Here is a 25,957-nt window from a genome sequence, read left to right as displayed (position 1 = left end):
ACAGCGCCACGGCAAAGGCCGCGCCCATGCACGTGCCCGCCAATATCTTAAGCACAAACAGGCCGCCGCGCATGGTCATCACGCCGTCCACACTCTGGCGGAAGGCTTGGAGCACCATAATCAGCCCGCCATGCACCACAAAGCGCGCCGCCCCAACCGCGCCGCCGTCCCCAAAGCCTGAGGAGGCAAAAAAATACGCGCGCATATCCGGGCGGCTCTCATACCCAAGGTTGGTAAAGGGAAAGGCCAGTTGCACCGCGCCCACCGCCGCAGGCAAAACCAACACAGGCCACATCCCGCCCACAAGGGCAAGGACGCCGCGGACGCTGCGGGTTCTGGCGTCGCGCCACAGGCGCATCAGCCCCGCGCAGGTCATGCCCACCGCAACGGGAACAACAATGGTCAGATTGCAAAACACGCCAAGCAGCAAAAACGCTGCGCCATGCCCCACCCGTTCCGCGCGGGTGAGGCCGCGCTCCGACAGGCGCAGAAAGATGAAGAACAGCCAGCACCCCACCCCAAAGCTGACGCCGTAAGTGATGACGGGAAACCGCGCCACATGCAGGGCGTGAGTAGCAAAGGCCATAATACCAAGAACCACGGCGTGCAGTTCAAAGCGCCCCGGCCACGCTCTGGCAAGGCCCAAACGCACGCCAAGCAGCGTCACCACAGCCACCACCGTGGCCGGAAGCACGTAGCACCACAGCTCCCCGCCGATAAGGCGGTGCACCACCCAGTAGTACAGGCGGGCGGACAGAATATACGCCCCGCCGCTGGCGTACTCCGCAAAGGGGCCGTCCACGCCGCGCATAAGGGCGTAGGCGTCGTAGCTGAACATATCCGCATGCAGCTGCACCAGCCGCGCCCCGACTCCAACGCCAAGGATGGCCGCCACTGCCCACGGCCACAGGCCGCCCGGCGCGCGCACTACGGCCCCCCATGCCCGCGCGGCGACACCCGCACGGCAAAGACATGCAGCGGCGTGCTGGGCGCATGGCTGTAGCTGTAGCGCACCCCGCGAAGCTCCGGCTCTATGGCCGCCGTGGTAAACACCAGCCGCGCGTCCACACGCGCGCGCTCGCCAAGGCGCACCACACGCCCACGCTCCACACCGTCAAGGAGCGCCCGCTCCAATCCGGGCAGGCCCACCGGTTCCAGCCACGATGTGCTCCCGGCTTCGCTGACCACCACATGCCGCACCCCGTACCGAAACCGGAACACGCCAAGCACATCCTCCTCATGCTCTGGGGGCACGGCGTCCCACAAATACATCATCCGCCGCCCGTCGCCGTCGAACAGCGCCAGCATGGGGTCAAACACCAGCACGTTGCCGATGTTCTCACGGCTCAGCATCCCCTCAAGGGACTCCAGATGCTGGCGGCGCACCGCGTTCTGGCGGATGTTCTCCGCGTCCCACGGGGCGGGGGTATTCATACCGCGGAAGCCATCCCGCAGCGCATAGGTCCCCAGATACTGCCCACGGTAGCCAATGTCGCTGGCGGAATGCACCACGCTGAGCATGGCAAGGGCCGCGCAGGCCAGCGCAAAGCGCACAAGCCCCGGCGCGCCGCTGCGCGAAAGCGCCATAAACAGCGGGGGTACAACGGCGGTCAGGAGCATGGTCTCGTAGGTGAAGCGCGGATGCGGCAGGGCGTGGGCCGCAGCGGCCACGGCAAGGGGCCACAGCAGACACAGGAGGACGGTTTCCGCGCGCCAGACGGTGGACACCTTGGCATCACGCGGGGTGATGCGCAGGCCAAGGAGCATGATGGCGCAGACCACACTGGTGGCCATCATATCCGCGGCCTTGCCCTGCCAGCTACTGCGCAGGTAGGCAAACGGCCCCTTGGTGACCATATCCTGCAGCCGCTCCCACAGGTCCCCCACCAGCGCGCCAACACTCAGGCGTCCCGCGCCCTGTGTGGCGTCGATATGCATCAGGCCCCTTGCCACCGCCCAAAAGATAACGGCGCACACTCCCGCCGCGGCCGCGCAGGCAAACAGCAGCTGCCACCACTGGCGCACGTTGTGCCGCGCCAGCCACAACAGCAGCAGGCACCCAAAGCCCGCCATGCCAAAAAGGAAAGGAATCTGGTTCACATACAGCCCGGATAAGGCCACGCCGCCCGCCACAGCCACCCGCACCGCGCTGCCCCCAGCCACACTCAGCCCGGCGCAAAAAATAAACAGGCTCATCCAAAACAGCCCCGCCGCGTCGTAGCGCGCCGCCGACCCCACATAACAAAATGAGCGCAGCATCACGAACATATACAGGCACGTCAGCGCCCCCACGACGAGGACGCCCCAGTCCATGGGCCGCACCCGGCGCGGCATAGCCACCACCAAGGCGCACAGGCACAGGGCAAGGGACGCCGCGTTCAGGCCACGGGACATGATGCGGGCGCGGGGGATGCGCTCAAGCGGCTGGGTATGCTGCATGACCAGCCCATACATATACTGCGTTATGGGCATCAGCACCGCTACGGGCAACAGGCGCGGCTCGCCGTCGGCGCGGTAGCCGTAGCTGGGGTGCCCACGCTCGTAGCCCATGCGGGCCATGGTCATGGACATGGTCTCGTCGCCGGTATTGGGGGTATCCACGGTGGGGACGTAGGCATACAGGAGCGTCACCGCCACGGCCACGGCGCAAAGCGCCGCGCAGAGCGCCCGCTGTGCCCCGCGAGTCATGACCGCCTCCCACGCCCAAAAGCGCCACGCAACACGCGGGCGCACAAAAGCCGGGAACCCGCGCCACACATAGCCGCATAACCAATTCCTGCGCGCCGCATCATAGCCGCTTCTCCCCATGGCAGCACAGGGTCAGGCCAACGGGCACCCGCCAGCCGCGCCGCACCACCTGCCGCTCCGCCGCCATAGCGGCGGAGAAGACCCACTCCACAATGCGCGGCGGATGCGCAATTTCCGCCGTGGTTGCGGCCGCGCCGCCACCGCCGCGCAGGCGCTCCCACGCGGCAAGGACGAGCGCCGGGGGCAGGCCAAGGGCGTTGAAACACGTCCCCTCCACACCAACAAACCCCGCGTGGCGCATCATGGTCTCCACCCCGCCGGGGGAGAACCGCCGCGCGCCAAGCCCTGCCGCATCATGCCCGCGCATCAGCCACGAGTATGCCGGTTCCGTGAGCAGCAGCAGGCCGCCGGGCCGCAGCACCTGGTGCACCTGCTCCAGCACATCCTGCGGCGAGGGCACCCACTGGTGGTAGAGCACGTTAAACAGCGTCACCACGTCAAAGCTCTCGGCCCGAAAGAGCCGGGCCAGATGCAAGGCGTCCCCGCAGACCAACGCGGCGCGTGGGTGCTTGGCGCGGGCGTGGGTCAGGGCGTAGCGGGACCGGTCCAGCCCCACCACGGTGTCGCAAAAATCCGCCAACAGGGAGAGATGGCCGCCAGTGCCGCAGCCAATATCCAGTGCCAGCGTGCCGCCTGCCCTACAGCGGCGCAACACGTCGCTCACCAGAGCGCGGCGGGCCGTGAACCACCAATGCGTGTCCTCCACTTCCGCAAGCTGATCGTAAAGCTGCGTCTTCATGCATCCTGCTCCCGGGAAAAAAGCTCACCGGGCAGGCGCGCGCTCCAGCCCGCGGAGGACAGCCGGGAGAGCAACTCCGCATAGGCCGCGCGCACCTCTGGCCGCCCGCTGTAGTGCGGGTCCGGGTGCGTGTTCACCACCACATGCCCGCCAAGGCGCCCAAGGGCCTCCACCTTGGGCCACCACCACGCGGCAAGGGCGCCGGGGCGCACACCACCGTGCACAAGGGGCGCCTCAAAGGGCACCGTGCACGGCAGTTCCATCAGCCCGCCGCGCAGGGCATAGGGACGCACCTCGCCCACGCCGCCGCTCCCGCCGGGGCAGATAAAGTCGTTGTCCAGACAGGTCATGTCGTAGTCGAAAAATTCCCCCAACACGTCAAACATGGCGCGCGTGCGGTACCAGCCCGGACCACGGTAGCCGCGCACCCCGTGGCGCTGGCGAAAAGCCTTGTGCTCCAGAAGGGCATCGCGCAAGGCTTCGCGCGGCAGGAAGGCTTCGCCCATGCTGTGGGTCAGGCCGTGTTGCCCAATCTCGTGCCCGGCGGCGCGCAGGCGCTCCAGCATGATGTGGTCCACATCATACTCGCCGGGGACCACGTTCCATATAGAGTGCCACCCGTGCTCCTCCTCCACGGCGGCCAGCTCCGGCGCGGCGGCAACGCCCTGCGCCGTGTCGCAGTCGTGCGTCAGCACCACCACGGACGGCGCGTCCGGCGCGCCGCGAACCACGCGCAAAAGCAGGGCGCAGCCGGGATTGAAGGGCGTTACCGGATGCGCACTGCCCGCAGCCCTGCCGCGCACAGACAGTATCACCCCGGCAAGGGCGCTGCGCAGCGGCCCCGGCACCAGGTGGTAGTGGAACGGCAGCCGTGCGGCCAACGGACATGTATGCTCCGGGCGGTAGCGCTCCTCGCGTATGACGCGCTCCCACCGCTCAAACTTGAACCCGCAGACCACCTCCCCGTCCTGCATCCACACCAGCGGCGCGTCCCCATGGGGAAAACGCCCCCACACCAGAACGTCCCGCTCCCCATCCGGGTGCAGGCCCGTCCGCATAAGGGACGCGGTAAAGGGCACCGTGGCGCGCAGCCCCTGCGGCCACAGGCGCTGGACGTCCTCGGCCTTGCCGGGCCGCAGTTCCATTGCCGTAAAGATGTCTCTAGGTGCCGCCGCCATGCTCCACCTTCCCCCGGCTGTCGCGCTCGATGAACCAATTGGGCCGCGCGCGGGCTTCGTCGAGGTTGCGCCACAAATATTCCCCAAACACCCCCAGCATAAACAGCTGCGCCCCGCCAAGCACCAGCACCGCCACCATCAGCGAGGCCCAGCCCTCCACATGCACATCATGCCCCAAAACCAGCCACACAATCCACAGCGCATACGCCAGCCCCGCAAAAGATGACGCCAGCCCCAGCCACGTCGCCACCTTGAGGGGCACGCCGGAAAAGGCGATGAACCAGTCCTTGGCGAGTTGCCAGCGCGCCCGCACGCTCCACTTGGAATGCCCGCGCGTGCGCGGGCGGCGCGTATACTCCACGGCGCTTTGGCGAAAGCCCATCCACGCGAGCAGGCCAAACAGCGACGTATTGCGCTCATGGCACGTACGCACCGCGTCCACCACCGCGCGGTCCAACAGGTAAAAATCTGCCCGCGACAGGTCGATGCCGTCCCGCCGCCCGGTCGCAAGGCGAAGGAGCAGATAAAACAGCCGCGCGCTCAGGCCGTGCAGGACGCCGTCGTCCCTGCGCTGACGCAGGCCCCAAATCACCTGCGCGCCGCCGCGCCACTGCTGCGCCATGGCCGCAAGGGCCTCGGGGTCGTCCTGTCCATCTGCGGCCATGCACACCACGGCGTCGCCCCGGGCATGCCACAGTCCGGCGCGCAGGGCCGTGTGGCTCCCGGACCGCCGCGACAGCCGAATGCTCCGCACCCGCGCGTCCCCAAGGGCCATTACGGCCTCAAAGGTGCCGTCGGACGAATGGTCATCCACCACCAGCACCTCCACCTCGCCGCCGCCAGCCGCGCGGGTCAGGCAGTCCAGCACCGCCGGGATGGTGGCGGGAATATTCTGCGCCTCGTTGTAGGCGGGGATAACGGCGGACAGCATCATAACGCGCCCCCATGCACCGGCCGCGCGGGCACGCCCGCCCACACCTCGCCGGGCGGCACGGCATCAAGGACCACCGCGCCCATGCCCACAAGGGCGCCCGCACCAACACGCGCGCCCTCGCGCAGGCGCGCCCCGGCGCCGACATAGGCCCCGCGCTCCACCACCGCGCCCCCGGCCACCATGGCCCCGGCGGCAATGATGGCGTAGTCCGCTACCGCGGCGTCATGCGACACCACAGCCCCGGCCATAATGAGCACATGGGAACCAACACGCGCCCCCGCGCCCACAAACGCGCCGGGCATAATGAGCACATTCACCCCAAGTCCCACGTCCCCGGCCACGCTGGCGTGGCTGTGCACCACTGTGGCATAGCGCGCGGGCGGCAGGGCCAGCCCTTCCAGCACCGTCTGCCTGCGCGCGTAGGTTGCCGGGGAACCGGGCACAGCCAAAACCTGCGCCGAGGGCATCCGCCCCAGCCACTCCCGCCCGCCAAGGACAGGGACGCCGCAGCATGTGGCCCCGTGGGTGCCGGGGTCGTCATCCACAAAGCCCACAGGACGAAGTGCCCCGCCGCGGGGCAGACAGCACAGCGCCTCGCGCGCGTTGCCGCCAAAGGGGAAAAGCAGCAGGTCAGCGCCCACGGCGCACCTCGCGCACCACGGCGTCCACCTGCTCATCGGTCATGGTGTTAAAGATGGGCAGCAGCACCACATGGGCGCGTGCGGCCTCGGACTGCGGCAACGTGAGCGCCGTACGGTACGGGGCTTCGGTATGGGCATTCATGACGCCCGGACGCGTGGCAATACCCGCATCAAGCAGGCGCTGCATCAGGTCGTGCTGGCCTTCCGGCGCATCCGGCGCCAACCGCACGGGGTAGCTCATGGCGTTCCAGCGCCCCCATGGCGGGTCCTGCGGCAGGGTGAGCCACGGCAGGCCGGAAAGCCCGTCGCCATAGCGGGCCATAATGCGCCGCCGCTCGGCCACCATGGCCTTCAGCTTGCCCAACTGCACAATGCCCATGGCCGCCTGCACGTCAGTCATACGGTAGTTGTAGCCCGTGAGGACGTATTCCTCGATGGTCACCGTGCGCGCGCTGTGCCGCACCGCATCGGACACACTCATGCCGTGCTGGCGGTACAGGCGGTAGGCGCTGTCGCTGCCCGCATTGGCGGTGGTAATCATGCCGCCGTCGCCAGTGGTGAGAATCTTGCGCGGATGAAAGGAAAAACACGCCGCCGCGCCATGGGGGCGGCCCACCGGGGCAAAGGTTGCGCCGCCATCGCAGGACAGCTCACTGCCAGCCGCGCAGGCGGCATCCTCCACCACAGGCAGGCCGTGGCGCGCGGCAATGTCTAGAATGCGCGCCATATCGCAGGGCATGCCCAGCTGGTGCACGGGCATAATGGCCGCCACCCGCCCGGTCTGCTCCGGCGGTAGCAGGGCAAGTGGGCTTTCGGCAGGCAGGCCGCCGCGCTCGAAAAACGCGTGGTACACCGCGCCGCCATAGTGCGCGCAGTCCTCGTCCAAAAAGCGCTCCAGCGCGTCCGGGTCCATGTTGAAGGTGACGGGATCAACATCCACAAAGGCCGGCTCCGCCCCGCAATGGCGCACGGCGTTGGCCGTGGCGATAAAGCTGTGGCTCACCGTGACCACCACATCGCCATGGGCCACGCCCACGGCCTTGAGGGCCATATGCAGGCCCGTGGTGCAACTGGACACCGCGCAGGCATGGCGCGCCCCGCACCACGCGGCAAACGCGCTCTCAAACTCCGCCACACGCGGGCCTTGCGTCACCCATCCGGACAGGATGGCCTCGCGCGCGGCGGCGGCTTCCTCTTCACCCAGCCATGGCTTTGCTACGGGTATCATCACCACTGCTCCCAGTTCTGTTCCGGTGCCTCGCAGGCCAGTTGGTCCGCGCCTTCGGGCCGTCCACGAAACCACTCCACCGTGCGCAGAAGCCCCTCACCAAGGCCAACCTCCGGCGTCCAGCCCGTCAGGTCCGTAAAGCGCGACGGGTCCGCCAGCAGGCGGAGCACATCGCCGGGCCGGGCCTGCGTGTGGATAGGTCTGGCGGCTTCGCCCCCTACCGTCTCCACCACACGGCGGCACAGGTCCGCGATGGAAATCTCGCGCCCACTGCCCACGTTAAAGGTACCGCCGATGCAGTCCTCGCAGGCGGCGGCCATCTCCAGAGCGCGGGCGGTATCCGTCACAAAGGTAAAATCACGCGTCTGCGCGCCATCGCCGTGGATGGTCACGTCCAGCCCGGCCAAGGCGCGCACGATGGACTTGGGGATAACCTCCCCGGCGTCGCCCCCATGGTGCGAGCGCGGGCCGTAGGTATTAAAGGGCCGCACAATGACCACGGGCATGCCGTAGGCGCGGTGGTAGGCGCGGGCGTAGGCCTCCCCGGCCAGCTTGGACGCGCCGTACACCGTGTGCGGACGCGGGGGGTGCTCCTCGTCCATGGGCGCGGTGCGCGCCGAGCCATACACCTCGGACGAGGAGCAGTAGAGAAACCGCCCACAGCCCTCACGCCGCGCCGCCTCAAGCAGCAGCAGCGAGCCTTCGGCGTTGACGCGGTGGTTGCGGTGCGGATGCGCCAGCGAATGCCGCACGCCAAGGCAGGCAAGGTGAAAGACCACGTCCGCGCCGTCCACGGCGCGGCGCACATCAAAGGGGTCGGCCACACTGCCGTGGAGCACCTCCAGCCCGCCCCGCGGCGTGGGCAGGGCAAGGTTCTCCCAGAGTCCATTGGAAAAATCATCCAGCACGCGGACCTTGGCCCCGCACTCCAGCAGGCGGTCCACAAGGTGGGATCCTATAAACCCCGCCCCGCCCGTGACCAGACAGGTCTTACCGTCACATTCCATTGCTCCGCTCCCGGGATGAGCGCGCTATCCGGCGTCATCCCTTGGTCATCACACGGCGAAGGACCGTGGCCACATGGCGCACGCGCTCCTCGCCGATTTCTGGATACAGCGGCAAAGACAGGGCGTGGTCCGCCACATGCTCCGCCACGGGAAAATCACCACGCATATGATCCAAAAACGCATACGGCGCCATAAGATGCAGGGGCACCGGATAGTGCACGGCGGTGCCAATGCCCTCGCGCCGCAGGGCCTCGGCCACGGCGCCGCGCTGCTCCACGAGCACGCAGTACAGGTGCCACGCGCTCTCGCGGTCTGGCAGCACCTCGGGCACCTGAAGCCCGGGCACTCCCGCCAGCAGTGCACTGTACAGCGCGGCATACTCCGCCCGGCGCGCGTTGGCCCCGGCAAGGCCCGGCAGCTTCACCCGCAGGGCCGCGGCCTGCATGGCGTCGCACCGGCCATTGTAGCCCTCCACCACGTGCAGGTGCTTTTTCATCTGCCCATGGTCGCGCAGGGCGCGCACGGTTGCGGCCAGCTCCCTGTCGTCTGTCACCACGGCCCCGGCCTCGCCGCAGGCGCCAAGGTTCTTGCCGGGGTAGAAGGAAAAGGCTCCGGCGTGGCCGATGGTCCCGGCCATACGCCCTTCAAATCGCGCCAAATGCGCCTGCGCGGCGTCCTCCACCACGGGGATGCCCCGGCGCTCCGCCACATCCAGTATGCCGCGCATATCCGCAGGCTGGCCGTACAGGTGCACAGGCAGGATGCAGCGCGTGCGCGGGGTGATGGCCGCCTCCAGATGCTCGGGATTCATGGTGCGGGTGACGGGGTGCACGTCCACAAACACAGGGCGCGCCCCGGCCTGCGTAATGGCCTCCGCCGTGGCAATAAACGTCATGGGGGTTGTGACCACATCATCGCCGGGCATGATGCCCATACCCAGCAGGATAAAGCGCAGGGCGTCCGTCCCGCTGCCCACGGCCACACAGTGCCGCGCGCCGCACTCCGCGGCGAATTCTCGCTCAAAGGCGTCTACCTCCTCGCCGCCCACAAAGCGCCCCGCATCCACAAGGCGCGCCCACGCGGCAAGAATGTCGTTGCGTACGCCCTTGTGCGCGGCGGCAAGGTCCACAAACGGCACCTGCATCAGCCCTCCTCCACATCCTTTAAATACCGGGCGGGATTGCCCGCCCACACCTCGCGGGCGGGGACGTCGCGCGTGACCACGGCCCCAGCGCCTACAACGGCCCCGCGCCCGATGCGCACCCCGCACAGGATGACGGCCCCGGAGCCAATGGCGGCGCGGTCCTCCACCGTGGTGGGCACCACGGTCCAGTCCGCGTCCTCAAGGAGCGCGCCGTCCGGCCCCACGGCGCGGGGGTAGCGGTCGTTCACAAAGCTGACGTTATGCCCCACAAACACCCCGCTGCCGATGCTGACCCCCTCGCAGATAAAGGTATGGCTGGAAATTTTACACCGCGCGCCCACCTCGGCCCCGCGCTGAATCTCCACAAAGGTGCCGATGCGCGTGCCGTCGCCAATGCGGCAGCCGTACAGGTTCACAAAATCGCGCACCACAACGTCCCGCCCAAGGGTGACGTCCGGCGCTATGCGGCGGTACTGACTCATGCGCCCTCCCCGGCCACGGGCACCCGCGCCCCGCCACGCGCCACGGACTGCTGTGCGGCCTCCAGAATGCGCAGCATGCGCGCGCCGCTTGCGCCGTCGGTGAGGGGGGCGCGCTTCTCGGCCACGGCGGCGGCAAACTCGGCCACCACTCCGGCAAGGGCCTCTCCATGGGGCACATGGGGCGAGGTCACGCCGCCCGTACGGTAGGACACAAGGGCCGTATCGCGCGCGGCGCGGTCCGGGCGGGGCTGAATGGTGACGCCCTTGTCGTAGACCTTCAGGCGCTCTGCGGGGTCGAGGTCGTTCCATACCAGCATGCGTTCACTGCCGCCGATGATGGTCTTGCGGATTTTTACGGGGGACAACCAGTTGAGATGCAGGTGGGCCAGAAAGCCGTTGTCGAAATCAAGGGCCACGTAGGCCATGTTTTCCTGCTCCCACCCGGCATGGCGCGCGGCCTGCACGCTGACGGCCACGGGCTGGCGACCGGTAAGGTATTCAAGGATGGACAGGTCGTGCGGGGCAAGGTCCCAGATGACGTTCACGTCGCGCTGGAAGAGGCCAAGGTTGATGCGCACGGAATCGAAATACAGCACGTCGCCAAGGCTGCCCGCGTCGATGATGTCCTTCATTACGCGGACCACCGGGGCGTAGCAGAACACATGGTCGCACATCAGGCGCAGGGAGCGCTCGCGGGCGAGGGCGACAAGGTCCTCGGCCTGCGCCGCTGTGGCGGCTATGGGCTTTTCCACCAGCACATGCCGCCCGGCCAGCAGGCATTCACGGGCAAGGGCGTGGTGCGTGGCAACGGGCGTGGCAATGGCGACGGCCGTGACCTGCTCATCCGCCAACACCTCGGCAAGGTCCGTACATGCCTGCACGCCGGGGTACGGAGCCAGCACCTCGCCGAGGCGCGCGGCGTCCACATCGCAGGCCCGCACAAGGCGCGTGTGCGGACAGGCCACAATATTGCGCACAAGGTTCGGCCCCCAGTAGCCGCACCCCACAACCGCAACGCCAAGGGCGCTCATACGCCGCCCTCCCCGGCCTCAAGGCCGATGGTCTCGCCCACCACGTACAGCGGGCGGCGCTTCACCTCGTCAAAGGTCTTGCCGAGGTACAGGCCCAGAAGGCCCATGTTGATAAAAAGCAACCCCCCAATGAAGTAGAGGGACACCATAACGCTGGTCCACCCCGGCACCGGGTAGGCCCACAGGTATTTGCGCGCCATAAGAAACGCCCCGTAGGCAAAGGCGAACAGTGCCAGCACAATGCCAAGGCCAAAGGATACCGTCGCCAGCCTGCCGGACTGGGAGACGATAATATCCACCGCCAGCGAAAACATACGCGCAAAGCCGTAGGCCGAGCGCCCGGCAAAGCGCTGCTCATGCTCCACATCCACAGCCGAGGACGCAAAGCCAAGGGTGCGCACCAGCACATGAAACGCCCGGCTGCGCTCGCGAAGCCCCCGAAACGCCTCCACCACCTGCCTGTGGAATATCCCAAAGTTGGCGGTGCTGGGGTCGATTTCCACGCCGGACAGCACCCGCAGCGCCGCATAGAAGAGGCGCGAGCCAGCGCGCTTGAGGGCTGAATCGCGCCGCGCCCTGCGCCGGGCAAACACGGCCTGATACCCCTCCTGCGCCCGCTCCAGCAGTGCAGGGATGGCCTCGGGCCGGTCCTGCAGGTCGCAGTCCATGACCACCACCCACTCCCCACACGCGCGGTCCAGCCCGGCGGTAATGGCGTAGTGCTGGCCGAAATTGCGCGACAAGCGCACCCCGCGCACCCGCGAATCGCGCGCGTGCAGGGCGGATATCGCCTCCCACGAGCCATCCACACTGCCGTCGTCCACCATGATGCACTCAAAGTCCGCATCAAGGGGCGTCACCGTGGCGGCAATGCGCCGGTGCAGCTCCTCCAGACACCCCCGGGAATTGTACACCGGGGTGACGATGCTGATGGTGGGCGCGCGGCGCGGCGTCATGCCAGAAGCCTCCCGTCAAGGACCACACTGTTCAGCACGCGCTGCGCCTCCAGCAGGTAGGCGTACCATTTGACGGTGATGGTGCGCAGGCCAGTATCCACGCGCCCCAGCTTGATGGCCTCGTAGATTTCGCGCACGGCCTCCGACGGGGTGTGCTGCGCGGTAAAGCCCAATTCATCACGGATGCGGGCAAAGGAAACGTTGTAGTCCCGGCGGTCCGGGTCCGAGGGAGTGAGCTCGATGGTGATGGGGAAGGGCATGTTCTCGCGCACCATGTAGGCCACGGTGCGGATGCGGTAGTTCTGCTCGTCGCTGCCCACGTTAAAGATGCGCCCGGACACGGCGCTCTGCTCCGCAAAGGCCGCCAGCATAAAGGCGTCCACGGCGTCGCGCACGTGCACGAGGGGCCGCCACTGCACGCCGCCGCCAAGGATATTGATCACCCCGCGCTCCACGGCGTGCAGGGTCATAATGTTGATGACAAGGTCAAAGCGCATGCGCTTGGACAGGCCATAGACCGTGGCCTGCCGCAGCACCGTCACCGCAAAGCCGGGGGAGTTCAGTTCCAGCGCGGCGCGCTCCGCCGCAAGGTTGGCACGGGCATACTCGGACACCGGGCGCGTTGGCGAGTCCTCGGTCAGCACGCCCTCGCCCGTGCCGTACACACTGCACGAGCTGGCCAAAATATAGCGCGCCACTCCGGCGCGGCGGGCCATCTCCGCCACGTGCGCGCGTCCGCGGTGGTTGATGTCCTGCGTGAGCATGGGGTCAAGGTCGCCCGCCGGGTCGTTGGACAGGGCGGCAAGGTCGCACACCACGTCCACGCCGTGAAACTGCTCCTCGCGGCAGCTGCGCACATCGCCCCGCACAAGGGAGAAACGCGGATGCGCCATTGTCTCGCCCAGAAGCTCCGTCCCAAAGAAATACCGGTCCATGCCAATGACGCTGTGCCCCTCGTCCAGCAAACGGTCCACAAGGAGCGTACCGATATAGCCTCCGGAACCCGTGACCAGAACAGTCGCCATGCCTTCTCCCGCTGGCCGGGCCGCAGCCCGGATTATCTCGCCCCTCAGCCAGAACCCAGCCCACGGCTGGACACCACGATGCCAAGAACGATGAGCGCCACCCCCACCACCTTGTACACATTGACGGACTCGCCTAGCACCACGCCCGACAATGCCAACACAAAGACGAAGGAGAGACTCATAAACGGATACGCAAAGCTCAGATCAAAGCGCGTCAGCGCCGCCAGCCAAAACAGCGCGCCCACAAAGGCCGCAAACAGCCCGGAAAAGACCCATGGGTCCAGCACAAGGCGCAGCAGAAAGAGCGCGTTGTCCACGCCCCCGCCGGGCAAGCCCCCCGTGCGCGAGACGCCCCACTTGATGGCCAGCTGGCCGTAGACCGTGGTCACCACGGTGCCAAGGATGAACAAGTATCCCATGGATTCCTCGCGTATGCGTTTGGCGCGGATTACGTGCCGCCTTCGTCGCAGGCCTCACCATTTGCGCCGGGCGAAGCGCACTCCCACCAATTGGTGCGCATAACCAGCTCGCGCAGGGGGGTTGCCCACGCAAGGCGCAGGGTGGCCCAAAACACAGCCTGCGTACGCGCCGCGTGAAGCCGCAGGTGCAGGGACGCCGGGTCCATACCGCGCCGGACCAACGCCGCCGCCCAGCGGCGCGCATTGCGCGCGGCAACGCCCAGCGCATGCCGGACCAGCCGCCACCGCCGGGGCACGCGCCCCCGGTACCGGGCATACACCTCCATCGCGCCCTCATTGGCCATGCGCTGACGCAGAAAGGCCACGGTCATCCGCTCCCTAGGCACGTGATGCAGCACCACGGCGTCCGGCACATAGCCTACGGCCTGCCCGGTCCGCCACAGGGTGCGCATAAGGCCTGTTTCCCCGTCGCCCAGCCACACCGCGCCAAAGGCGTCCGGATTAAAGCCGCCGCAGCGGACAAGCGCCTCGCGCCGCAGGGCCATGTTCACGCCGTAGAAGACTTCCTGCCCCTTGTTGAAGCTCCGCCCCCGGTCCAGCAAGCTGAGTTCGGCAAAGGTGCCAAAGTCCCCGGCGTACTCCGCCAGCCACGTGGGGGGCGGCACGTCCCACACCGGACGCACCGGCCCGCCAGCGGCGGCCATGTCCGGGTTGGCGTCAAAGGCTCTGATATGCGCGTCCACCCAGCCGGCATCAAAGGTGGCGTCATCATCGGTGTACAGCAGCAAATCCGACGCGGCGGCGCGCGCGCCTGTGTGCCGGGCGTGATGCAGGCCAAGGTGGCACTCCGGCACATACCGCAGGGGCACAGGATAGCTCCCCGCCCGCCCGGTCACCATGCGGCGCACCGCATCATCCACGGCGTTGTCCACCACGATGACCTCAAAATCCGTGCGCGATTGCAGGCCAAGGCTTTCAATGCACCGCGCAAGGTCGCGTTCGCGCCGATAGGTCGGCACGATGACCGTTGCGCGGCGCGCTCTCCCCCCCGAAGCGCTCACCACAGCCCCCCTTTTGCGTACCCGGCGCGCTCCATGGCCCGCCGCGCCTCGCGCCACACATGGTAGCGCTCCACCGGGCCAAGCCGGCGCGGGGCATAGCCCACAAAGCCCTCCGGCTCCGGCACCACGTCCTGCTCAAGGCGCGCCGCCCACTCCCCGCGCAGGGGAAGCGGCACCCCGGAGACGGCCTTGCCATTGAGGCCCCGGCGGATGCTGTTGCGCGCCACGGCCTTGGCAACGCCTTCGTCGTCCCACGCCACGCCCAAAAAATCGCGGCACACCCGCGCCAGCACGGAGTGAGTGTCCTCAATAAGGTCCTCATACCGCACGGTACAAAAGCGCTTGGGGCCCATCTCGCGCCCGCCGGCAAGGGCCGCATTCACGTGGCGCGACCACATCCGCGCCGCCTGCCGTGCGTCTGCCGGAGCCCAGTCCGCCCCCCATGAGCGCGCCGCCGTCAGTATGGAGCGCACAACGTCGCGCACATCGCGCACCACGTGGATGACCCGCGCCTGCGGCAGCAGCTGTGAAATTTCCGGCAGGAACAGGGCGTGTGAGGGCGTCTTCTCCACAAACAGGCCGCCCTCCGGCGTCGCCGCGCGCATGGGCTGCATCAACGCCTGCATGTACTCCCGCAGGGCTACAAGAAATTCCTCCTCGCGCAGGTGACAGCCAAGCCCAACCATCCGGCCCGAGTTCTGCGCCACATCGCGCTGCCACGCGCGAAGCTGTGGCCCGATATAGCTCTCGAACAGGCTGCTCTCCTGCCCGGTCGCCACCAGCGGATGGCACGCCAAAAGACGCTGCATCCACGTAGTGCCACTGCGTGGGCTGCCCACAATGAAGACCATATCCGCGCCAAACTCTCGCACTGCCGACTCCAAGGCTGAAGGAGAAAACTCCACTGTGCCGTTATATCAGGATTTCAGCTCCACTCCAAACCCTTCTGCCACGTCAGGGAGGAAAACCGGCCCGAGGCCTTTTGCCGCCCCAACCACTCCGAGGCATCGCCCCCGGATATGCCCCGGGCGCGGCTCATGAGGAAATCCGCTACCCGCCGCGCCGCGCCGCCGTCCGCCCCGCACAGCACCTCATCCAGCCACGGCTGCGCCGCCCGGCGCACCGCCTGCCGGGACTGGCGGACGTCAAGCACCCCGCGCACAAGGGGAAGGAGGTCCTCAAGGGCCGCGGCCTCGCGGATGACCGGGCACCCGCTGGCCGACGGTTCATGCCGTGACAGCGCGTGCAGGTACACCACCGGCACCCCGCACAGCAGCGCCTCCGCCACGGCGGACCCCATGTGCGACACCACCACGTCCGCCTGCGCCATAAGGTCCGGCAGCGGCAGGTCCGCCGCGCGCTGGCACAGCACCGCAGGCGCCCCGCGTGATGTGAAATACGAATCGTAGTCCATTTCGTATGACCCCGGATGGGTGCGGTACACCACCTGCATCTTCGGCATCTCCCGCGCAAGGGCCGCCACGGCGTCGAGGGTGGCCCACTGGGTGTGCCGCCGCTCGCGCGTTTGCGTCCAGCCGCCGCTGTCGCACACCACGCACACCGGGCGGCGCAGGCCCACCCCAGCACGCAGGCAGCGTAGCCGGGCCGCAAGGGAGGCCTCCGGCGTCAGCCCATCAAGATACGCATCCCCAAGGGGCGGCACCCGCCCCGGCGCCGAGCCCTGACTGGCCACCAGCGCCGCGCTGTGCACGCGCCCGCACGCGGCAAACTCCCGCGCCGCAAACACGTCACGCTCAGCATCCGTGGCGCAGTGCAGGCCATGGCCCATGGTCACTGTGGGAATCCCCCGCGCCCGCGCCGCCAGCGTCTGCGCCGCCCCGCGCGGGTCCGTGGAAAACAGGTGCAGCACCACATCAGGCGCGGCCACATCGCACAGCGCGCCAAAGCGCGCCGCACCGTGCAGGCACTGCGGCAAAGCCCCGGCCACTTCCGCGGCAATTTGCGCCACCAGCATTCCGGCAAGGGGAGGGCCGACCTCGCCGTACAAAAACGTCATCAGCCCTTCGTCACGAAGCAGGGCGCGCTCCAAGTCGTCATCAGTCCATGCCCCGCGCCGGGGCGGCGCATCCGCCACGTCCACGTCCTCAAGGCGCAGCACCACCGCCCGCCGCTTGACAGCCCGCCGCCACGCCCGCAGCCCCAGCCGCCCCGCGGCCACAACCAGCGCCACCTTCACCCCGCGGGCAAGGAGCTCATCATACAGCGGCTCAAGGCGCGTCATTCCGGCCCCGCCCCACGTGGCAAGGAGCGCCCGCGCTCCGGTGCCAAGGGCTGAGGGGAGCGTCTCCAGCGTGTGCGGTGCGGGCCGCAGCACACGCCGAAGTCCAGCGCGGGGCGCGCGCCATAAGCGCTGTAGCACGCCCACGCGCGCCGGGGCCGCGGCAGGCCCTTCTGCACCGCGCCCATCCGGCGCCTGCGAAATTTCCTCACAGGTGATGCCGCGCTCGCGGCACAGGGCCACGAGGGCCTCGCGCTCCAGCCCGGCAGGCGAAGTCAGCAGGCCATACAGCCCCACCTCCGCGCCCTGCACCTGCCCAAGAAGCACATGCGCGGGCCGCTCGGCGTCCAGCACCATGCTCATGGTGGCATGGGCCTGAATGGCCTCAAAAAACCGCAGCGTCAGGGAGTGGAACAAGAGGGCCAACGGCGGCGCGCCAGCGATGTCCGGCGCGCTGGGCACCAGCATGCGCGACAGCTCCGGGGCGAGGTGCTCATGCCAGCGGCTGGCAAGGGAGCGGGCAAGGTCGCACTGCGGCTCCTTGAGCATGGCGGAAGCCTTGTCCCCGTAGGGCGCATAACCAATTCCCGCCATGCCGAGAGCGTGGCGCGCACTGGCCGACAGCGCCACCACACACCCTTCCGCCGCGTGCGTGCGCGCCCACAACGCATCACGCGCATCCGCCACAAAGAGCATGGTCTTCATGCGCCGCCCTCCCGCAGCGCGCACCTGTCCCACGCATCAAAACGCGCATCCACCTGCGGATGCTCCGCAAAGAAGGCAAGGGCCATACGCATGCGCTCGTCCTGCTCCTCCGCCGTCAGGTGCGCAATCTCCATACGCACCACCCGCGTCCGCGGGTGCAGGTCAAAGCGGTGCACCGCCACGCGGTGGAAATGTTCAGCGACAAACTCCAGCGTCTCTGCCAATTCATCCGCCGTTTCCGTGGGGAGGCTAACGATGATGTCCGTGCGCAGGCGTAGAGCAGGATTGCCGCCACGCATGCGCGACAGGAAGGGCGACAGCCCGCGCACAAAAGGATCGCGCCGCATAAGGCGCAACAGGCGCTCGCTGGTGGTCTGGATAGGTACCTTTACATTGGTGATGCGCGGGTGGGTCAGGGCGTCTGCAAGCACTTGCCCGTACACACGAAACCACTTGGGCGCGATGTTCCCAAACTGCAACTGCGCCTGCGGCGCGGCGGCCAGCAGCGCGTGCACAAGCTCTGGGAAGGCCCGTGCAGGGGCCATATCCACACCCCATGACCCGCTGTCGTTGCCGTCGATGTAAAAACTCCGCGCCCCGGCTGCGGCGTCTCGCTCCACAAGGGCGACAATGTCCTCAAGGGGGCGGCTCGTGGCCGAACCGATGCCGATTTTGTGCGGGCAATAGGCGCAGTGCTCGGTGCATCCCTCCTGCACCACCACATAGCGGCGCGTGGGGTCCGGGTCGGCCGTGTCCTCGGGGCGGAAGGCGCTTTCGTCAGGCAGGTCCGCAAAGGGCACCGTCACCTCATCCACCAGCCCTTCCGCGCGCTCGGGATGCCGGGACGGTATGGTGATGACGTCCGGCGGCGCCTCTGCGGCGTAGAAGGCCGGGTCCACCTTGGGCAGGCACCCGTAGACCACCACCTGCCGCCCTCCCGCACGCAGCGGTCCCATACGCTCGCGGAACATGTCGAATGACGCCAAAAACCCCGCGCACGCACCGATAAGCACCACGTCCGCCGCGTCCATGTCCGGCACCTCGCGCCAGCCATTGAGGCTCAAAAAGCGCGCAATCTTTCGCAGATGCAGCAGATAGGACGGACACATGGTGCTCTGCCACACGGCAAAAGTCGTCTCGCACCCGGTCATAGCGCCTCCACAGGCCGCCGCGCCACCACCCACATGTGCGAGGACAGCCCGTTTTCCGCCAAAAAATGCTGAAACGACCCGCCAAGGGCGTCCCATTCGTCAAGGAGCACACGCCGCAGGAAGGGCTGGCCGGACAGGTCCACCTCCCCGGCACGGGCCGCCTTGCGCACCAGTTCGGCGTCCAGTTCGCCGGGGGTGGCGACCTCCTCCACCGTCAACCCGCACGCCGTGACCAGCGCGGGCAGGGACGTGGTGGTAAACAGATTCAGGTGCTGATGGTTTACGGTGTTCGACGCTTCGCCAAGGTGGACAAGGTCAAAGCCCTCGGCATTGGGACAGGTGAGGACGAGCAGCCCGCCCGGACGCAGCACCCGCGCGCAGGCCCGCACAAAGCCCTCCACACTAAACAGATGCTCCACACACTCAAAGCTGACCACAACGTCCGCCGCATCCGCGCCAAGGTCCACCTGCTCCACTGACGCCTCGCACACAGTGAACCCACGCTCCCGGCAGGTTTCGGCTAGCCACGGCGTCGCTTCCACGGCGGACACCGCGGCAAAGCGCGGCATACTGCGCGCCTCCTCCAAAAAGAGCCCAAACCCCGGCCCCACCTCCACAAGGCGAAGCCCCTCCCCAAGGCCAAAGCGCATGCACAGCGCGTCCAGCCGCCGGGCGCGCGGAGCAAACAGCCGCTCGCGCCGCGCCTTTTCTGAGGCGGGAAACAGTCTGTCGTTCTGAAAGCGGTACGAGGCGGAGCGCGCATAAAAGGCGGACAGCACCTCCGGCGTGGGCCGCGGGGACACGTACACCGTGCCGCAGTTGGCGCACCGCCCCCAGCGCATCCCCTGCTTGGCGTACAGGGGCCGGGCGTCATCCGCCGCGCAGGCCGGACAGGGCACCTCCACAAAGGACGCCGAGCGCGCGGACAGCCACGCCACATCCTCGGCCACGCTGGCGTGGAAGTCCTCCATCAGGGCGTCTGGACGGATGTCGTTTTCCTTCAGCGTCATACGCCGTCCCCTCCGCCGTTATCGATCCAAATGGCCTTCACCATGGCAAACCCCTCGGCGTAGGCAACGCCGCTGCGCGCCCCGGTGCGGGCGTTTTCGCCCTTGAAAAAGGCTATCCACTCCTCGCCGCGCTTGGCGACCTCCGAGGCATGGGCGCGGATGGCCTCCACCTTGCGGTCCATAAAGTTCGAGATGTCCACGCAGTAGTTTTCTGTGAAAACGTCGGGGCTTTGGTACCAATTGCTGCGGTACATGAAGAGGTTGTGCACCTTGCGCCCGGCGGTGATGGACGCCGCACCGGCGGCGGCGTGGTCCTGATGCACATCGCGGTTCCAATGGGTGTAGATGGTGTCCACCCCGCGCTCATCGATAATGGCGTCAATGTGCTGGATGAGTTCATCGCAGTAGTGCAGGCGCTTGTTTTCATAGGGCAGGGCCACAAGCTCGGCCCCGATGATGGCCGCGCCGCGCTCGCCCTCCTGCCGGGCAAGCTCCGCTGGGCGTTCCCAGTGGTCCTTCTCCACCGTGTAGGCGGAATGGGTCAGCACCAGCATGGTCACCCGGTGCCCGGCCTGCACATGCCGAAGCAGTGTTCCGGCGCACCCCAGCTCAATATCGTCAAAGTGCGCGCCAATGGCGAGGATGCTACGCACGCCCGTCCCCCTCTGTTTCCCGGACCCGCCCCCGCCAGCGAAACCCCACAGCGGGCAGGGTGCCGGATTCCACAAGAAACCTGTCCACAAGCCGAATATGCCGGGCAAGGCGGACCTCGTCCTCCGGGGCGGCGCAGCGCAGGCCGCCTATGATGCCCGCGTAGAACGCGCCCTCCCACTCATGGTCCACGGTGTCGAAGGTCTGTTCCATGGCGGCAAGCATGCCCTCATGCGTGGCGGCAAGGTCATTGGGGGACTGCACGGGATTCCCCGCCTCGTCCTCGTAGCGCCCACGCCGCAGGCACACGTCCAGCCGCTCCTGCAATTCCCGCTCGCTGGCCAAGAGGGGCGCGGCCTCGTAATACAGCCCGCCAGCAGAAAGCAGCGTCTCCACCAGCAGCCACACAGCGGCGGACGGGGCCGTCATGCGCTCGCGGCATGGCTCCATCACCACCACCTGCCCGCGCTCGCCAAGGAGCGCCTGCGCGCGGCGTGCGGCCTGCTGCTGCGCCGAAAAATGATGCAGGGCGTTGTTAAAGACCACCACGTCAAAGCCGTCTCCCGCGTCCAGCGTCAGGTAGTCCCCGGCCACGTAGACCACGCGCCCCTCCTGTGGCGGATTCTCCGCCGCGGTACGCCGCGCGACGTCAAGGCACTCCTGCGAGATATCAAGGCCCACCACGTCGTGCCCCGCACGCGCCAGCTCAAGGCTCAAATAGCCCGGACCGCACCCCACCTCCAAAATCCGCAAGCCCGGCGCAAGGCGCGCGGCCAACCACCGAAAGCGCTCGCCGTAGACGAGGTCGATAAAGCCCCGGTCCCGCCACGGGTTGTTGCGGAACCACTCGCACCGCCCGCAGTGGCGCAGGTCCGGAACATGCCCCGCATCCACGCGCTGGCGGATTTGGCTGTCAAAGGCCGCGGCTTCGGCGTCCATGTCATGCCGTGTCATGGGCATCCTCCATGGCGTCGTCTTCGGACTCAACAGGCATCATGGGGGTGGAACAGCGCGAGCACAGGTCAATTTCGCGGATGCGTCCGGCCTTTTGCAGGTCGCGGTAGCGCTGCATCACCGGGCCTGTCCATGCCTCCTCCAGCGTCATGTCGCCAAGGGTCCCCAGCACCACCTCGTCGGCGTCGTCGAGGTGGCAAAACTTGATGCCGCCCTCATGGGTCACCGCAAGGCGTTGCCACGGCTTCTCGCACACAAAGTCCGCCTTGTAGGCCACCTTGTGGCGGTAACGGTCCTTCTCATCCCACTGAAAGTAATTGATATATTCAAGGAACCCCATGCCATCCACCACGTCCTGCCACATGCGCACCATGGCCTCACGTTCGCCAGCGTTTTCCTTCATGAGCACCATGTTGATGCGGATGAACGGAGTCAGACTGCCGCGCCGGGCCTTCAGCTCCGCCATGCCGCGGATATTCGCCGTCACCCGGTCATAGCTGGAGCCGACGCGCAGGGCCTCGTAGTGCGCCTTGTCCGGCGAATCAAAGGAGATGATGAGCTTGGTCAGCCCCGCATCCAGCAGGCGCTCCGCCATGGCGGCGTCAAGGTGCAGGGCCGAGGTATGCAGCATCACGTCAAGGATGCCGCGCTCGCGGGCATAGGCCACCATGCGCGGCAAATCGCGGTGCAGAAGCGGTTCGCCGCTGGCGTTGAGGTTGACGGCGTACAGGCCCTTGGCCGCGCCCTCATCAATGGCGCGGGCGTAGACGTCAAAGGGCATGAAGAAGGTGGGCGGCAGCATGCCGCGCCGGGCCATCTGCGTGCGCGGGCAAAAGGTGCACGACAGGGTGCACAGGTTGGTGAGGTCAAAGTCGAGGTGCATGGGAAAGGGCCGCAGCTCCCGCCCCGCGGAGTAGCGCAGCCAGTCGCGGCGGTAGGCCATGAATTCCGGCCCCATATCCCGCTCCCACGTGGTGTTGAAATCGAGGAACTGGCAGCAGACGTTGCAGTCGCGCTCGGTCTTGTGCGTTAGTCCCGCATCCTGTTTGGGCATGGTGTCTCCTCCTGCGTCGCCCCCGGGTGCGCGGCGTTGCCGCGCAGGATGGCAAGGGCGTGCGGACCATGGTTGAACAGCGCATCAAGTACGGACATTCCCGGCTCAAACCCGGCAAAGGCCTGCGTGTAAGGCCGGCACTGGTAACGCACGGTCTGGACGCCAATGCCGCTGGCGGCAAACTGGTCCATATCCATGTAGTCCGGCCCGGAAATGCCGCAGACGTACGTGCTGGCATGCATATGACGGCAGATGTCGTGGAGGAGTTCTGTGGAGGAGGTCGAGAACGGCGGCAGCGTCGAGGCGCGCACAGTGCGCCCCGCAAGGCCAAGGTACTGCCGGACAAACTCGATGAGGTCGATATTCAGGTCGCACAAGAGGGTCCGCCGTGATTGGACGATATCACGCACCGCACAAAAAATCTCATGGAAAAACGGGGTGGCGGCATAGTTGTGCCGCAGCGCGCCAAGGTATTTGCGCCGCCACGGCGCGTCGTCGCACAGGGCAACGTCCGCAATGCGCTGGGTGAAGCGTCCGCGCGTGAGGACGGGCACCGTCACCCACTGCCAGCCCGTGGCCGTACGGATGCGGTTGCGGTTCTCAAAGTAGCGCTTCTTGAACTGCACCGTGTCGAAGTAGACCGTGACATCGCACAGGTCCATCTTATGGAAGAACCCAAGCCACGGCGCATGCTCCGGCTGCTGGATGGACAGGGTCAGGCCCATGCCGCCCCCTCCCGCACTGCGGCCACCACATCGGCAAGGGTGTAAGGCTCGGGCCGCCCCATGGCTGCCAAGCGCTCGTGCAGGGCGCGGATGCGCGCCAAGTCGCGGGCGGTGTCCACGGTCAGGCGCAGGTCCGGCATGCGGCACTGCTCTGGCGCAGGCAAAATGCGCGTTCGAAAGTCCTGCGGGTGGCGGAACACGTATTCGTTCACATGCTCGCGGTCGAGGGCGCGGGTGGCGCGCCGCCGCAGGGTCAGCAGCGCGCTCATGGCGTACACTTCCACCCCGGCCCCGTCCGGTATGCCGCTGCCGGACTCGTTGCGGTTGGAGGTATAGTCCAGCCCCTCGGCGCAGTGCGCCGCCAGCACCTGCGTGGCAAGTTCCGGGCAGACCAGCGGATTATCGCAGGTGACGCGCATCAACGTCGTCAGACCGTATTCCTCACCCGCGCGGGCAAGGCGCTCCAGCACGTCATCCTCCGGCCCGCGCGCCACATCCACACCAAGAGCGCGCGCCGCCTCGGCCAGCCTGTCGTCACGCGGCCCATGGGGCACGGCCACCACCAGCGCCTGCGCCCCGCGCACATGACGCAGGCGCAGGACCACCCGCTCAAGGAGCGTTCTACCGCAGATGTCCATCAACACCTTTCCCGGCAGGCGGCTGGAGCCCATGCGGGCCTGCACCACTATTCCGGCGCGGCTACGAGGCATGGGCGTCCACCAACTGCGTCAGGGCTTCCAGCACACGCACCGCGCCGCGCCCGTCCACGGCCAGCCGCCCCTGCTCCGAGGCAAGGCGCAGCCACGCGGTGTCCGCAAGACACTGGCCAATAAGCTCCGCCGCCACCTCGGGCGGGGTGTCCGCCCCGCGGCCGTGCAGGCGCGCAAAGCCTGCGGCCTCGGCGGCCTCGCCGCGTTCATACTCGTGCGGGTCCTCCCAAAAGACAAGGGACGGGGTGCCGCAGCACGCGGCCTCAAACATCGTGTTGCCGCCAGCGGAAATGAGCACGTCCGCACGCAGCAGGTGCTCCCACATGTCCGGCACATCCACCAGCACCTCGTGGCTGTAGCCTGCGTCCTCCAGCAGGCGTTCAAGGGACGCGGCGTAGGTAAAGGCAGGCCCGCACACAAAGTGCACACTGCCGATGCGCTGTGGATGCTCCCGCGCCAGCAGCCCAAGGGCGCGGGCAATGACCAGCGTCGCGCCGGAGCGGTCCACCCCGCCCATGCTGACCACGATGCGCCGCGCCGTGATAAGCTCGCCGCGCTCACGGTCATGCATCTCCTCAAACTCCGGCCCCATGATGAGGTACTGCGTCCCGGCCAGCACGGCGCGGTAGCCGTCCGGCAAGCGGTGCCAGCGGCGCACCGGGGTGGGATTCACCACCACCTCCGCCCCGGGACGGCCCTCGCCAAATTCCTCCACAGCGCAGGTCACAAATCCCGCCGCTGACAGCGGCGTAAAGTCAAAGGCCTCGGGCGTTCGCACATCCACGATGGCGATGTCCGGCCCGTTGCCGCCAAGGGCGCGCAGGGCGCGGACGTCCGGGGTATACTCCGCCGCGCTGATGCCGCGCCGCCGCAGGGTGCTGGCGGCAAGGTCGCCAATGCCCAGCATCTGCGTGGGCAGGCCCATCCTGCGCCCGGCCTCGGCAACGGCCAGCATGGTGAACACATGTCCAAGCCCTATCCGGCGATGTCCTTCCGCAACGAGTACGAGCGTCATGGGACCTCCCGCTGTGGTTCATTGGGCACGATGCCCACGTGGTCTGCCTCAAGGGGCGTTTCGGCCGGAATATCGCAGGTGGCGCGCATGCCCACCACCCGCGGCAGGTACTTGGGCGGCAGGCCGTAGCCGGGGCGGCGCACGTCCACATCGGCCTCGCCAAGGGTCTCCCCGGCCTTCACATCGCGCATGACCACCACGCTGACCTTGTTGGTGCGCATGTTGCGCTCCTCCGCCGGGGTGGGGCGCTTTATCCCGTCCCCCAGCGCGGGGAGCACGTGGCGGGAATAGCTCACCAGCCGCCGGAACTCCGCTTCGTCGGATGACAGCGCGCGGTCCGAGCCTTCGGTGTTGCCTTCGCACCAGTAGTGGCGCTCAATCATATCCGCGCCAAGGGCCACCGCCGCGCGCGAGCACCCAATGCCCACGGTATGGTCCGAGAACCCCGTCGGCAGGCCAAAGGCGGCCTTCATGGCGACCATGGCGCGCAGGTTCTGTTCCTCGGGCCGGGCGGGATAGTTGGACACGCAGTGAAAGAGGAGCAGCTTGTCGTTGCCGCGCGCCAATATGGCCTCCACGGACTCGCGCACCTCCTGCAGGGTGCACATGCCGGTGGAGAGGAAGATGGGTTTGCCCGTGTCCGCCACTATTTCCAGCAGCGGAATGTGCGTGGCAAGGTCGGAGCCGATTTTGTAGGCGGGCATGTCCAGCTTTTCCATGAGTTCCAAGTCGCGGATATGGCTGGGCGCGGAGAACACCGTCACCCCCCGCTTGCGGCAATGCTCCACAAGGTGGCGCTGCACGGACGGGGGCGTGCAGTTTTCGGCAAACACCTCATACTGCGAGCGCTGGCCCACGGTGCTCATGTTGAAGAGATTGTCACGCGTGGTGATGGTCTCCGGGTCAAGGGTCTGGAACTTCACGGCGTTTGCTCCGGCGCGCACGGCGGAATCCACAATGCGCTCGGCCTCGGCCTCGCCTGCAAAGTTTCCGGCCACCTCGGCCATGAAATAGACCTCCCTGCCGGTTCCGATGGTGAATCCGTCGAGTTCAACTGTCCGAGACATGGCAACACTCCTGAAGGTTCGCC

The 25,957-nt window shown here is 67.4% G+C and carries 25 protein-coding genes; all 25 read right to left on the bottom strand.

Going from position 1 to position 25,957, the window contains the following annotated elements:
- Positions 1-927: 927 nt before the first annotated feature.
- The 25 genes from ACYQ2T_RS00505 to ACYQ2T_RS00385 all read right to left on the bottom strand — a co-directional run bounded on the left by ACYQ2T_RS00505 (position 928) and on the right by ACYQ2T_RS00385 (position 25,934).
- Positions 928-2,688 carry a hypothetical protein gene (locus ACYQ2T_RS00505; RefSeq protein WP_459897586.1) on the bottom strand — a complete coding sequence of 587 codons (1,761 nt, stop codon included), beginning with the start codon at positions 2,686-2,688 and terminating at the stop codon, positions 928-930.
- 100 nt (positions 2,689-2,788) lie between these two features.
- Entirely contained in the window at positions 2,789-3,547 is a 759-nt protein-coding gene (locus ACYQ2T_RS00500) for a class I SAM-dependent methyltransferase (RefSeq protein ID WP_459897585.1), read from the bottom strand.
- Complete coding sequence (locus ACYQ2T_RS00495) at positions 3,544-4,725, bottom strand: polysaccharide deacetylase family protein (protein ID WP_459897583.1); 1,182 nt, start codon at positions 4,723-4,725, stop codon at positions 3,544-3,546. Before ACYQ2T_RS00495 ends, ACYQ2T_RS00500 begins: the two co-directional genes overlap by 4 nt.
- Positions 4,709-5,659 carry a glycosyltransferase family 2 protein gene (locus ACYQ2T_RS00490; RefSeq protein ID WP_459897581.1) on the bottom strand — a complete coding sequence of 317 codons (951 nt, stop codon included), beginning with the start codon at positions 5,657-5,659 and terminating at the stop codon, positions 4,709-4,711. The genes ACYQ2T_RS00495 and ACYQ2T_RS00490 overlap by 17 nt, the downstream gene beginning before the upstream one ends.
- Positions 5,656-6,300, bottom strand: coding sequence for a NeuD/PglB/VioB family sugar acetyltransferase (locus tag ACYQ2T_RS00485; RefSeq protein ID WP_459897579.1), 645 nt, complete (start codon positions 6,298-6,300; stop codon positions 5,656-5,658). The genes ACYQ2T_RS00490 and ACYQ2T_RS00485 overlap by 4 nt, the downstream gene beginning before the upstream one ends.
- Positions 6,290-7,528, bottom strand: coding sequence for a DegT/DnrJ/EryC1/StrS family aminotransferase (locus ACYQ2T_RS00480; protein ID WP_459897578.1), 1,239 nt, complete (start codon positions 7,526-7,528; stop codon positions 6,290-6,292). The genes ACYQ2T_RS00485 and ACYQ2T_RS00480 overlap by 11 nt, the downstream gene beginning before the upstream one ends.
- A complete protein-coding gene (locus tag ACYQ2T_RS00475; protein ID WP_459897576.1) occupies positions 7,528-8,535 on the bottom strand; it encodes an NAD-dependent epimerase/dehydratase family protein in 1,008 nt (335 codons plus the stop codon). Before ACYQ2T_RS00475 ends, ACYQ2T_RS00480 begins: the two co-directional genes overlap by 1 nt.
- Before the next feature lie 34 nt (positions 8,536-8,569).
- A complete protein-coding gene (locus tag ACYQ2T_RS00470) occupies positions 8,570-9,679 on the bottom strand; it encodes a DegT/DnrJ/EryC1/StrS family aminotransferase (RefSeq protein ID WP_459897574.1) in 1,110 nt (369 codons plus the stop codon).
- Complete coding sequence (locus ACYQ2T_RS00465) at positions 9,679-10,161, bottom strand: acyltransferase (protein WP_459897572.1); 483 nt, start codon at positions 10,159-10,161, stop codon at positions 9,679-9,681. The genes ACYQ2T_RS00470 and ACYQ2T_RS00465 overlap by 1 nt, the downstream gene beginning before the upstream one ends.
- Positions 10,158-11,192 carry a Gfo/Idh/MocA family protein gene (locus ACYQ2T_RS00460; protein ID WP_459897571.1) on the bottom strand — a complete coding sequence of 345 codons (1,035 nt, stop codon included), beginning with the start codon at positions 11,190-11,192 and terminating at the stop codon, positions 10,158-10,160. The genes ACYQ2T_RS00465 and ACYQ2T_RS00460 overlap by 4 nt, the downstream gene beginning before the upstream one ends.
- A complete protein-coding gene (locus ACYQ2T_RS00455; protein ID WP_459897569.1) occupies positions 11,189-12,148 on the bottom strand; it encodes a glycosyltransferase family 2 protein in 960 nt (319 codons plus the stop codon). The genes ACYQ2T_RS00460 and ACYQ2T_RS00455 overlap by 4 nt, the downstream gene beginning before the upstream one ends.
- A complete protein-coding gene (locus ACYQ2T_RS00450; RefSeq protein ID WP_459897567.1) occupies positions 12,145-13,173 on the bottom strand; it encodes an NAD-dependent epimerase/dehydratase family protein in 1,029 nt (342 codons plus the stop codon). The genes ACYQ2T_RS00455 and ACYQ2T_RS00450 overlap by 4 nt, the downstream gene beginning before the upstream one ends.
- A 44-nt stretch (positions 13,174-13,217) precedes the next feature.
- Positions 13,218-13,592 carry an EamA family transporter gene (locus ACYQ2T_RS00445; RefSeq protein WP_404846127.1) on the bottom strand — a complete coding sequence of 125 codons (375 nt, stop codon included), beginning with the start codon at positions 13,590-13,592 and terminating at the stop codon, positions 13,218-13,220.
- Positions 13,593-13,621: 29 nt separating this feature from the next.
- Entirely contained in the window at positions 13,622-14,653 is a 1,032-nt protein-coding gene (locus ACYQ2T_RS00440; protein WP_459897565.1) for a glycosyltransferase family 2 protein, read from the bottom strand.
- Positions 14,650-15,525, bottom strand: coding sequence for a sulfotransferase family protein (locus tag ACYQ2T_RS00435; protein WP_459897563.1), 876 nt, complete (start codon positions 15,523-15,525; stop codon positions 14,650-14,652). Before ACYQ2T_RS00435 ends, ACYQ2T_RS00440 begins: the two co-directional genes overlap by 4 nt.
- Positions 15,526-15,578: 53 nt before the next feature.
- A complete protein-coding gene (locus ACYQ2T_RS00430) occupies positions 15,579-17,597 on the bottom strand; it encodes a glycosyltransferase family 28 protein (RefSeq protein WP_459897561.1) in 2,019 nt (672 codons plus the stop codon).
- On the bottom strand, positions 17,594-18,748 hold the full coding sequence (locus ACYQ2T_RS00425) for a radical SAM protein (protein WP_459897559.1): 1,155 nt from the start codon (positions 18,746-18,748) through the stop codon (positions 17,594-17,596). Before ACYQ2T_RS00425 ends, ACYQ2T_RS00430 begins: the two co-directional genes overlap by 4 nt.
- Positions 18,745-19,758: a class I SAM-dependent methyltransferase gene (locus ACYQ2T_RS00420; protein WP_459897557.1), complete on the bottom strand. Its 1,014-nt coding sequence runs from the start codon at positions 19,756-19,758 to the stop codon at positions 18,745-18,747. Before ACYQ2T_RS00420 ends, ACYQ2T_RS00425 begins: the two co-directional genes overlap by 4 nt.
- Positions 19,755-20,411 carry a PIG-L deacetylase family protein gene (locus tag ACYQ2T_RS00415; protein ID WP_404846133.1) on the bottom strand — a complete coding sequence of 219 codons (657 nt, stop codon included), beginning with the start codon at positions 20,409-20,411 and terminating at the stop codon, positions 19,755-19,757. Before ACYQ2T_RS00415 ends, ACYQ2T_RS00420 begins: the two co-directional genes overlap by 4 nt.
- Positions 20,404-21,363, bottom strand: coding sequence for a class I SAM-dependent methyltransferase (locus ACYQ2T_RS00410; RefSeq protein WP_459897554.1), 960 nt, complete (start codon positions 21,361-21,363; stop codon positions 20,404-20,406). Before ACYQ2T_RS00410 ends, ACYQ2T_RS00415 begins: the two co-directional genes overlap by 8 nt.
- Complete coding sequence (locus ACYQ2T_RS00405; RefSeq protein ID WP_459897553.1) at positions 21,350-22,417, bottom strand: radical SAM/SPASM domain-containing protein; 1,068 nt, start codon at positions 22,415-22,417, stop codon at positions 21,350-21,352. Before ACYQ2T_RS00405 ends, ACYQ2T_RS00410 begins: the two co-directional genes overlap by 14 nt.
- Complete coding sequence (locus tag ACYQ2T_RS00400; protein ID WP_459897551.1) at positions 22,393-23,142, bottom strand: WbqC family protein; 750 nt, start codon at positions 23,140-23,142, stop codon at positions 22,393-22,395. Before ACYQ2T_RS00400 ends, ACYQ2T_RS00405 begins: the two co-directional genes overlap by 25 nt.
- On the bottom strand, positions 23,133-23,852 hold the full coding sequence (locus tag ACYQ2T_RS00395; RefSeq protein WP_459897549.1) for a cytidylyltransferase domain-containing protein: 720 nt from the start codon (positions 23,850-23,852) through the stop codon (positions 23,133-23,135). Before ACYQ2T_RS00395 ends, ACYQ2T_RS00400 begins: the two co-directional genes overlap by 10 nt.
- Positions 23,842-24,867, bottom strand: a complete 1,026-nt coding sequence (locus ACYQ2T_RS00390; protein WP_459897547.1) for a hypothetical protein — start codon at positions 24,865-24,867, stop codon at positions 23,842-23,844. Before ACYQ2T_RS00390 ends, ACYQ2T_RS00395 begins: the two co-directional genes overlap by 11 nt.
- The gene (locus ACYQ2T_RS00385; protein ID WP_459897545.1) at positions 24,864-25,934 is read right to left on the bottom strand and encodes an N-acetylneuraminate synthase family protein; all 1,071 of its coding nucleotides are present in this window, start codon (positions 25,932-25,934) and stop codon (positions 24,864-24,866) included. Before ACYQ2T_RS00385 ends, ACYQ2T_RS00390 begins: the two co-directional genes overlap by 4 nt.
- Positions 25,935-25,957: the final 23 nt, after the last annotated feature.

The sequence above is a fragment of the Desulfobaculum senezii genome, from assembly GCF_054657395.1.
Note: the sequence above shows the minus strand (reverse complement) of the source record. Positions and strands in the feature narration are given on the sequence as shown.

What these genes read in the sequence shown, in the direction of transcription:
- ACYQ2T_RS00475 (WP_459897576.1), bottom strand. Translation starts at nt 8,535, where the DNA reads ATGGAATGTGACGGTAAGACCTGTCTGGTCACGGGCGGGGCGGGGTTT.
- ACYQ2T_RS00495 (WP_459897583.1), bottom strand. Translation starts at nt 4,725, where the DNA reads ATGGCGGCGGCACCTAGAGACATCTTTACGGCAATGGAACTGCGGCCC.
- ACYQ2T_RS00460 (WP_459897571.1), bottom strand. Translation starts at nt 11,192, where the DNA reads ATGAGCGCCCTTGGCGTTGCGGTTGTGGGGTGCGGCTACTGGGGGCCG.
- ACYQ2T_RS00405 (WP_459897553.1), bottom strand. Translation starts at nt 22,417, where the DNA reads ATGCCCAAACAGGATGCGGGACTAACGCACAAGACCGAGCGCGACTGC.
- ACYQ2T_RS00400 (WP_459897551.1), bottom strand. Translation starts at nt 23,142, where the DNA reads ATGGGCCTGACCCTGTCCATCCAGCAGCCGGAGCATGCGCCGTGGCTT.
- ACYQ2T_RS00425 (WP_459897559.1), bottom strand. Translation starts at nt 18,748, where the DNA reads ATGACCGGGTGCGAGACGACTTTTGCCGTGTGGCAGAGCACCATGTGT.
- ACYQ2T_RS00395 (WP_459897549.1), bottom strand. Translation starts at nt 23,852, where the DNA reads ATGCCTCGTAGCCGCGCCGGAATAGTGGTGCAGGCCCGCATGGGCTCC.
- ACYQ2T_RS00450 (WP_459897567.1), bottom strand. Translation starts at nt 13,173, where the DNA reads ATGGCGACTGTTCTGGTCACGGGTTCCGGAGGCTATATCGGTACGCTC.
- ACYQ2T_RS00385 (WP_459897545.1), bottom strand. Translation starts at nt 25,934, where the DNA reads ATGTCTCGGACAGTTGAACTCGACGGATTCACCATCGGAACCGGCAGG.
- ACYQ2T_RS00470 (WP_459897574.1), bottom strand. Translation starts at nt 9,679, where the DNA reads ATGCAGGTGCCGTTTGTGGACCTTGCCGCCGCGCACAAGGGCGTACGC.
- ACYQ2T_RS00455 (WP_459897569.1), bottom strand. Translation starts at nt 12,148, where the DNA reads ATGACGCCGCGCCGCGCGCCCACCATCAGCATCGTCACCCCGGTGTAC.
- ACYQ2T_RS00390 (WP_459897547.1), bottom strand. Translation starts at nt 24,867, where the DNA reads ATGACGCTCGTACTCGTTGCGGAAGGACATCGCCGGATAGGGCTTGGA.
- ACYQ2T_RS00465 (WP_459897572.1), bottom strand. Translation starts at nt 10,161, where the DNA reads ATGAGTCAGTACCGCCGCATAGCGCCGGACGTCACCCTTGGGCGGGAC.
- ACYQ2T_RS00410 (WP_459897554.1), bottom strand. Translation starts at nt 21,363, where the DNA reads ATGACACGGCATGACATGGACGCCGAAGCCGCGGCCTTTGACAGCCAA.
- ACYQ2T_RS00500 (WP_459897585.1), bottom strand. Translation starts at nt 3,547, where the DNA reads ATGAAGACGCAGCTTTACGATCAGCTTGCGGAAGTGGAGGACACGCAT.
- ACYQ2T_RS00430 (WP_459897561.1), bottom strand. Translation starts at nt 17,597, where the DNA reads ATGAAGACCATGCTCTTTGTGGCGGATGCGCGTGATGCGTTGTGGGCG.
- ACYQ2T_RS00445 (WP_404846127.1), bottom strand. Translation starts at nt 13,592, where the DNA reads ATGGGATACTTGTTCATCCTTGGCACCGTGGTGACCACGGTCTACGGC.
- ACYQ2T_RS00490 (WP_459897581.1), bottom strand. Translation starts at nt 5,659, where the DNA reads ATGATGCTGTCCGCCGTTATCCCCGCCTACAACGAGGCGCAGAATATT.
- ACYQ2T_RS00420 (WP_459897557.1), bottom strand. Translation starts at nt 19,758, where the DNA reads ATGACGCTGAAGGAAAACGACATCCGTCCAGACGCCCTGATGGAGGAC.
- ACYQ2T_RS00505 (WP_459897586.1), bottom strand. Translation starts at nt 2,688, where the DNA reads ATGACTCGCGGGGCACAGCGGGCGCTCTGCGCGGCGCTTTGCGCCGTG.
- ACYQ2T_RS00480 (WP_459897578.1), bottom strand. Translation starts at nt 7,528, where the DNA reads ATGATACCCGTAGCAAAGCCATGGCTGGGTGAAGAGGAAGCCGCCGCC.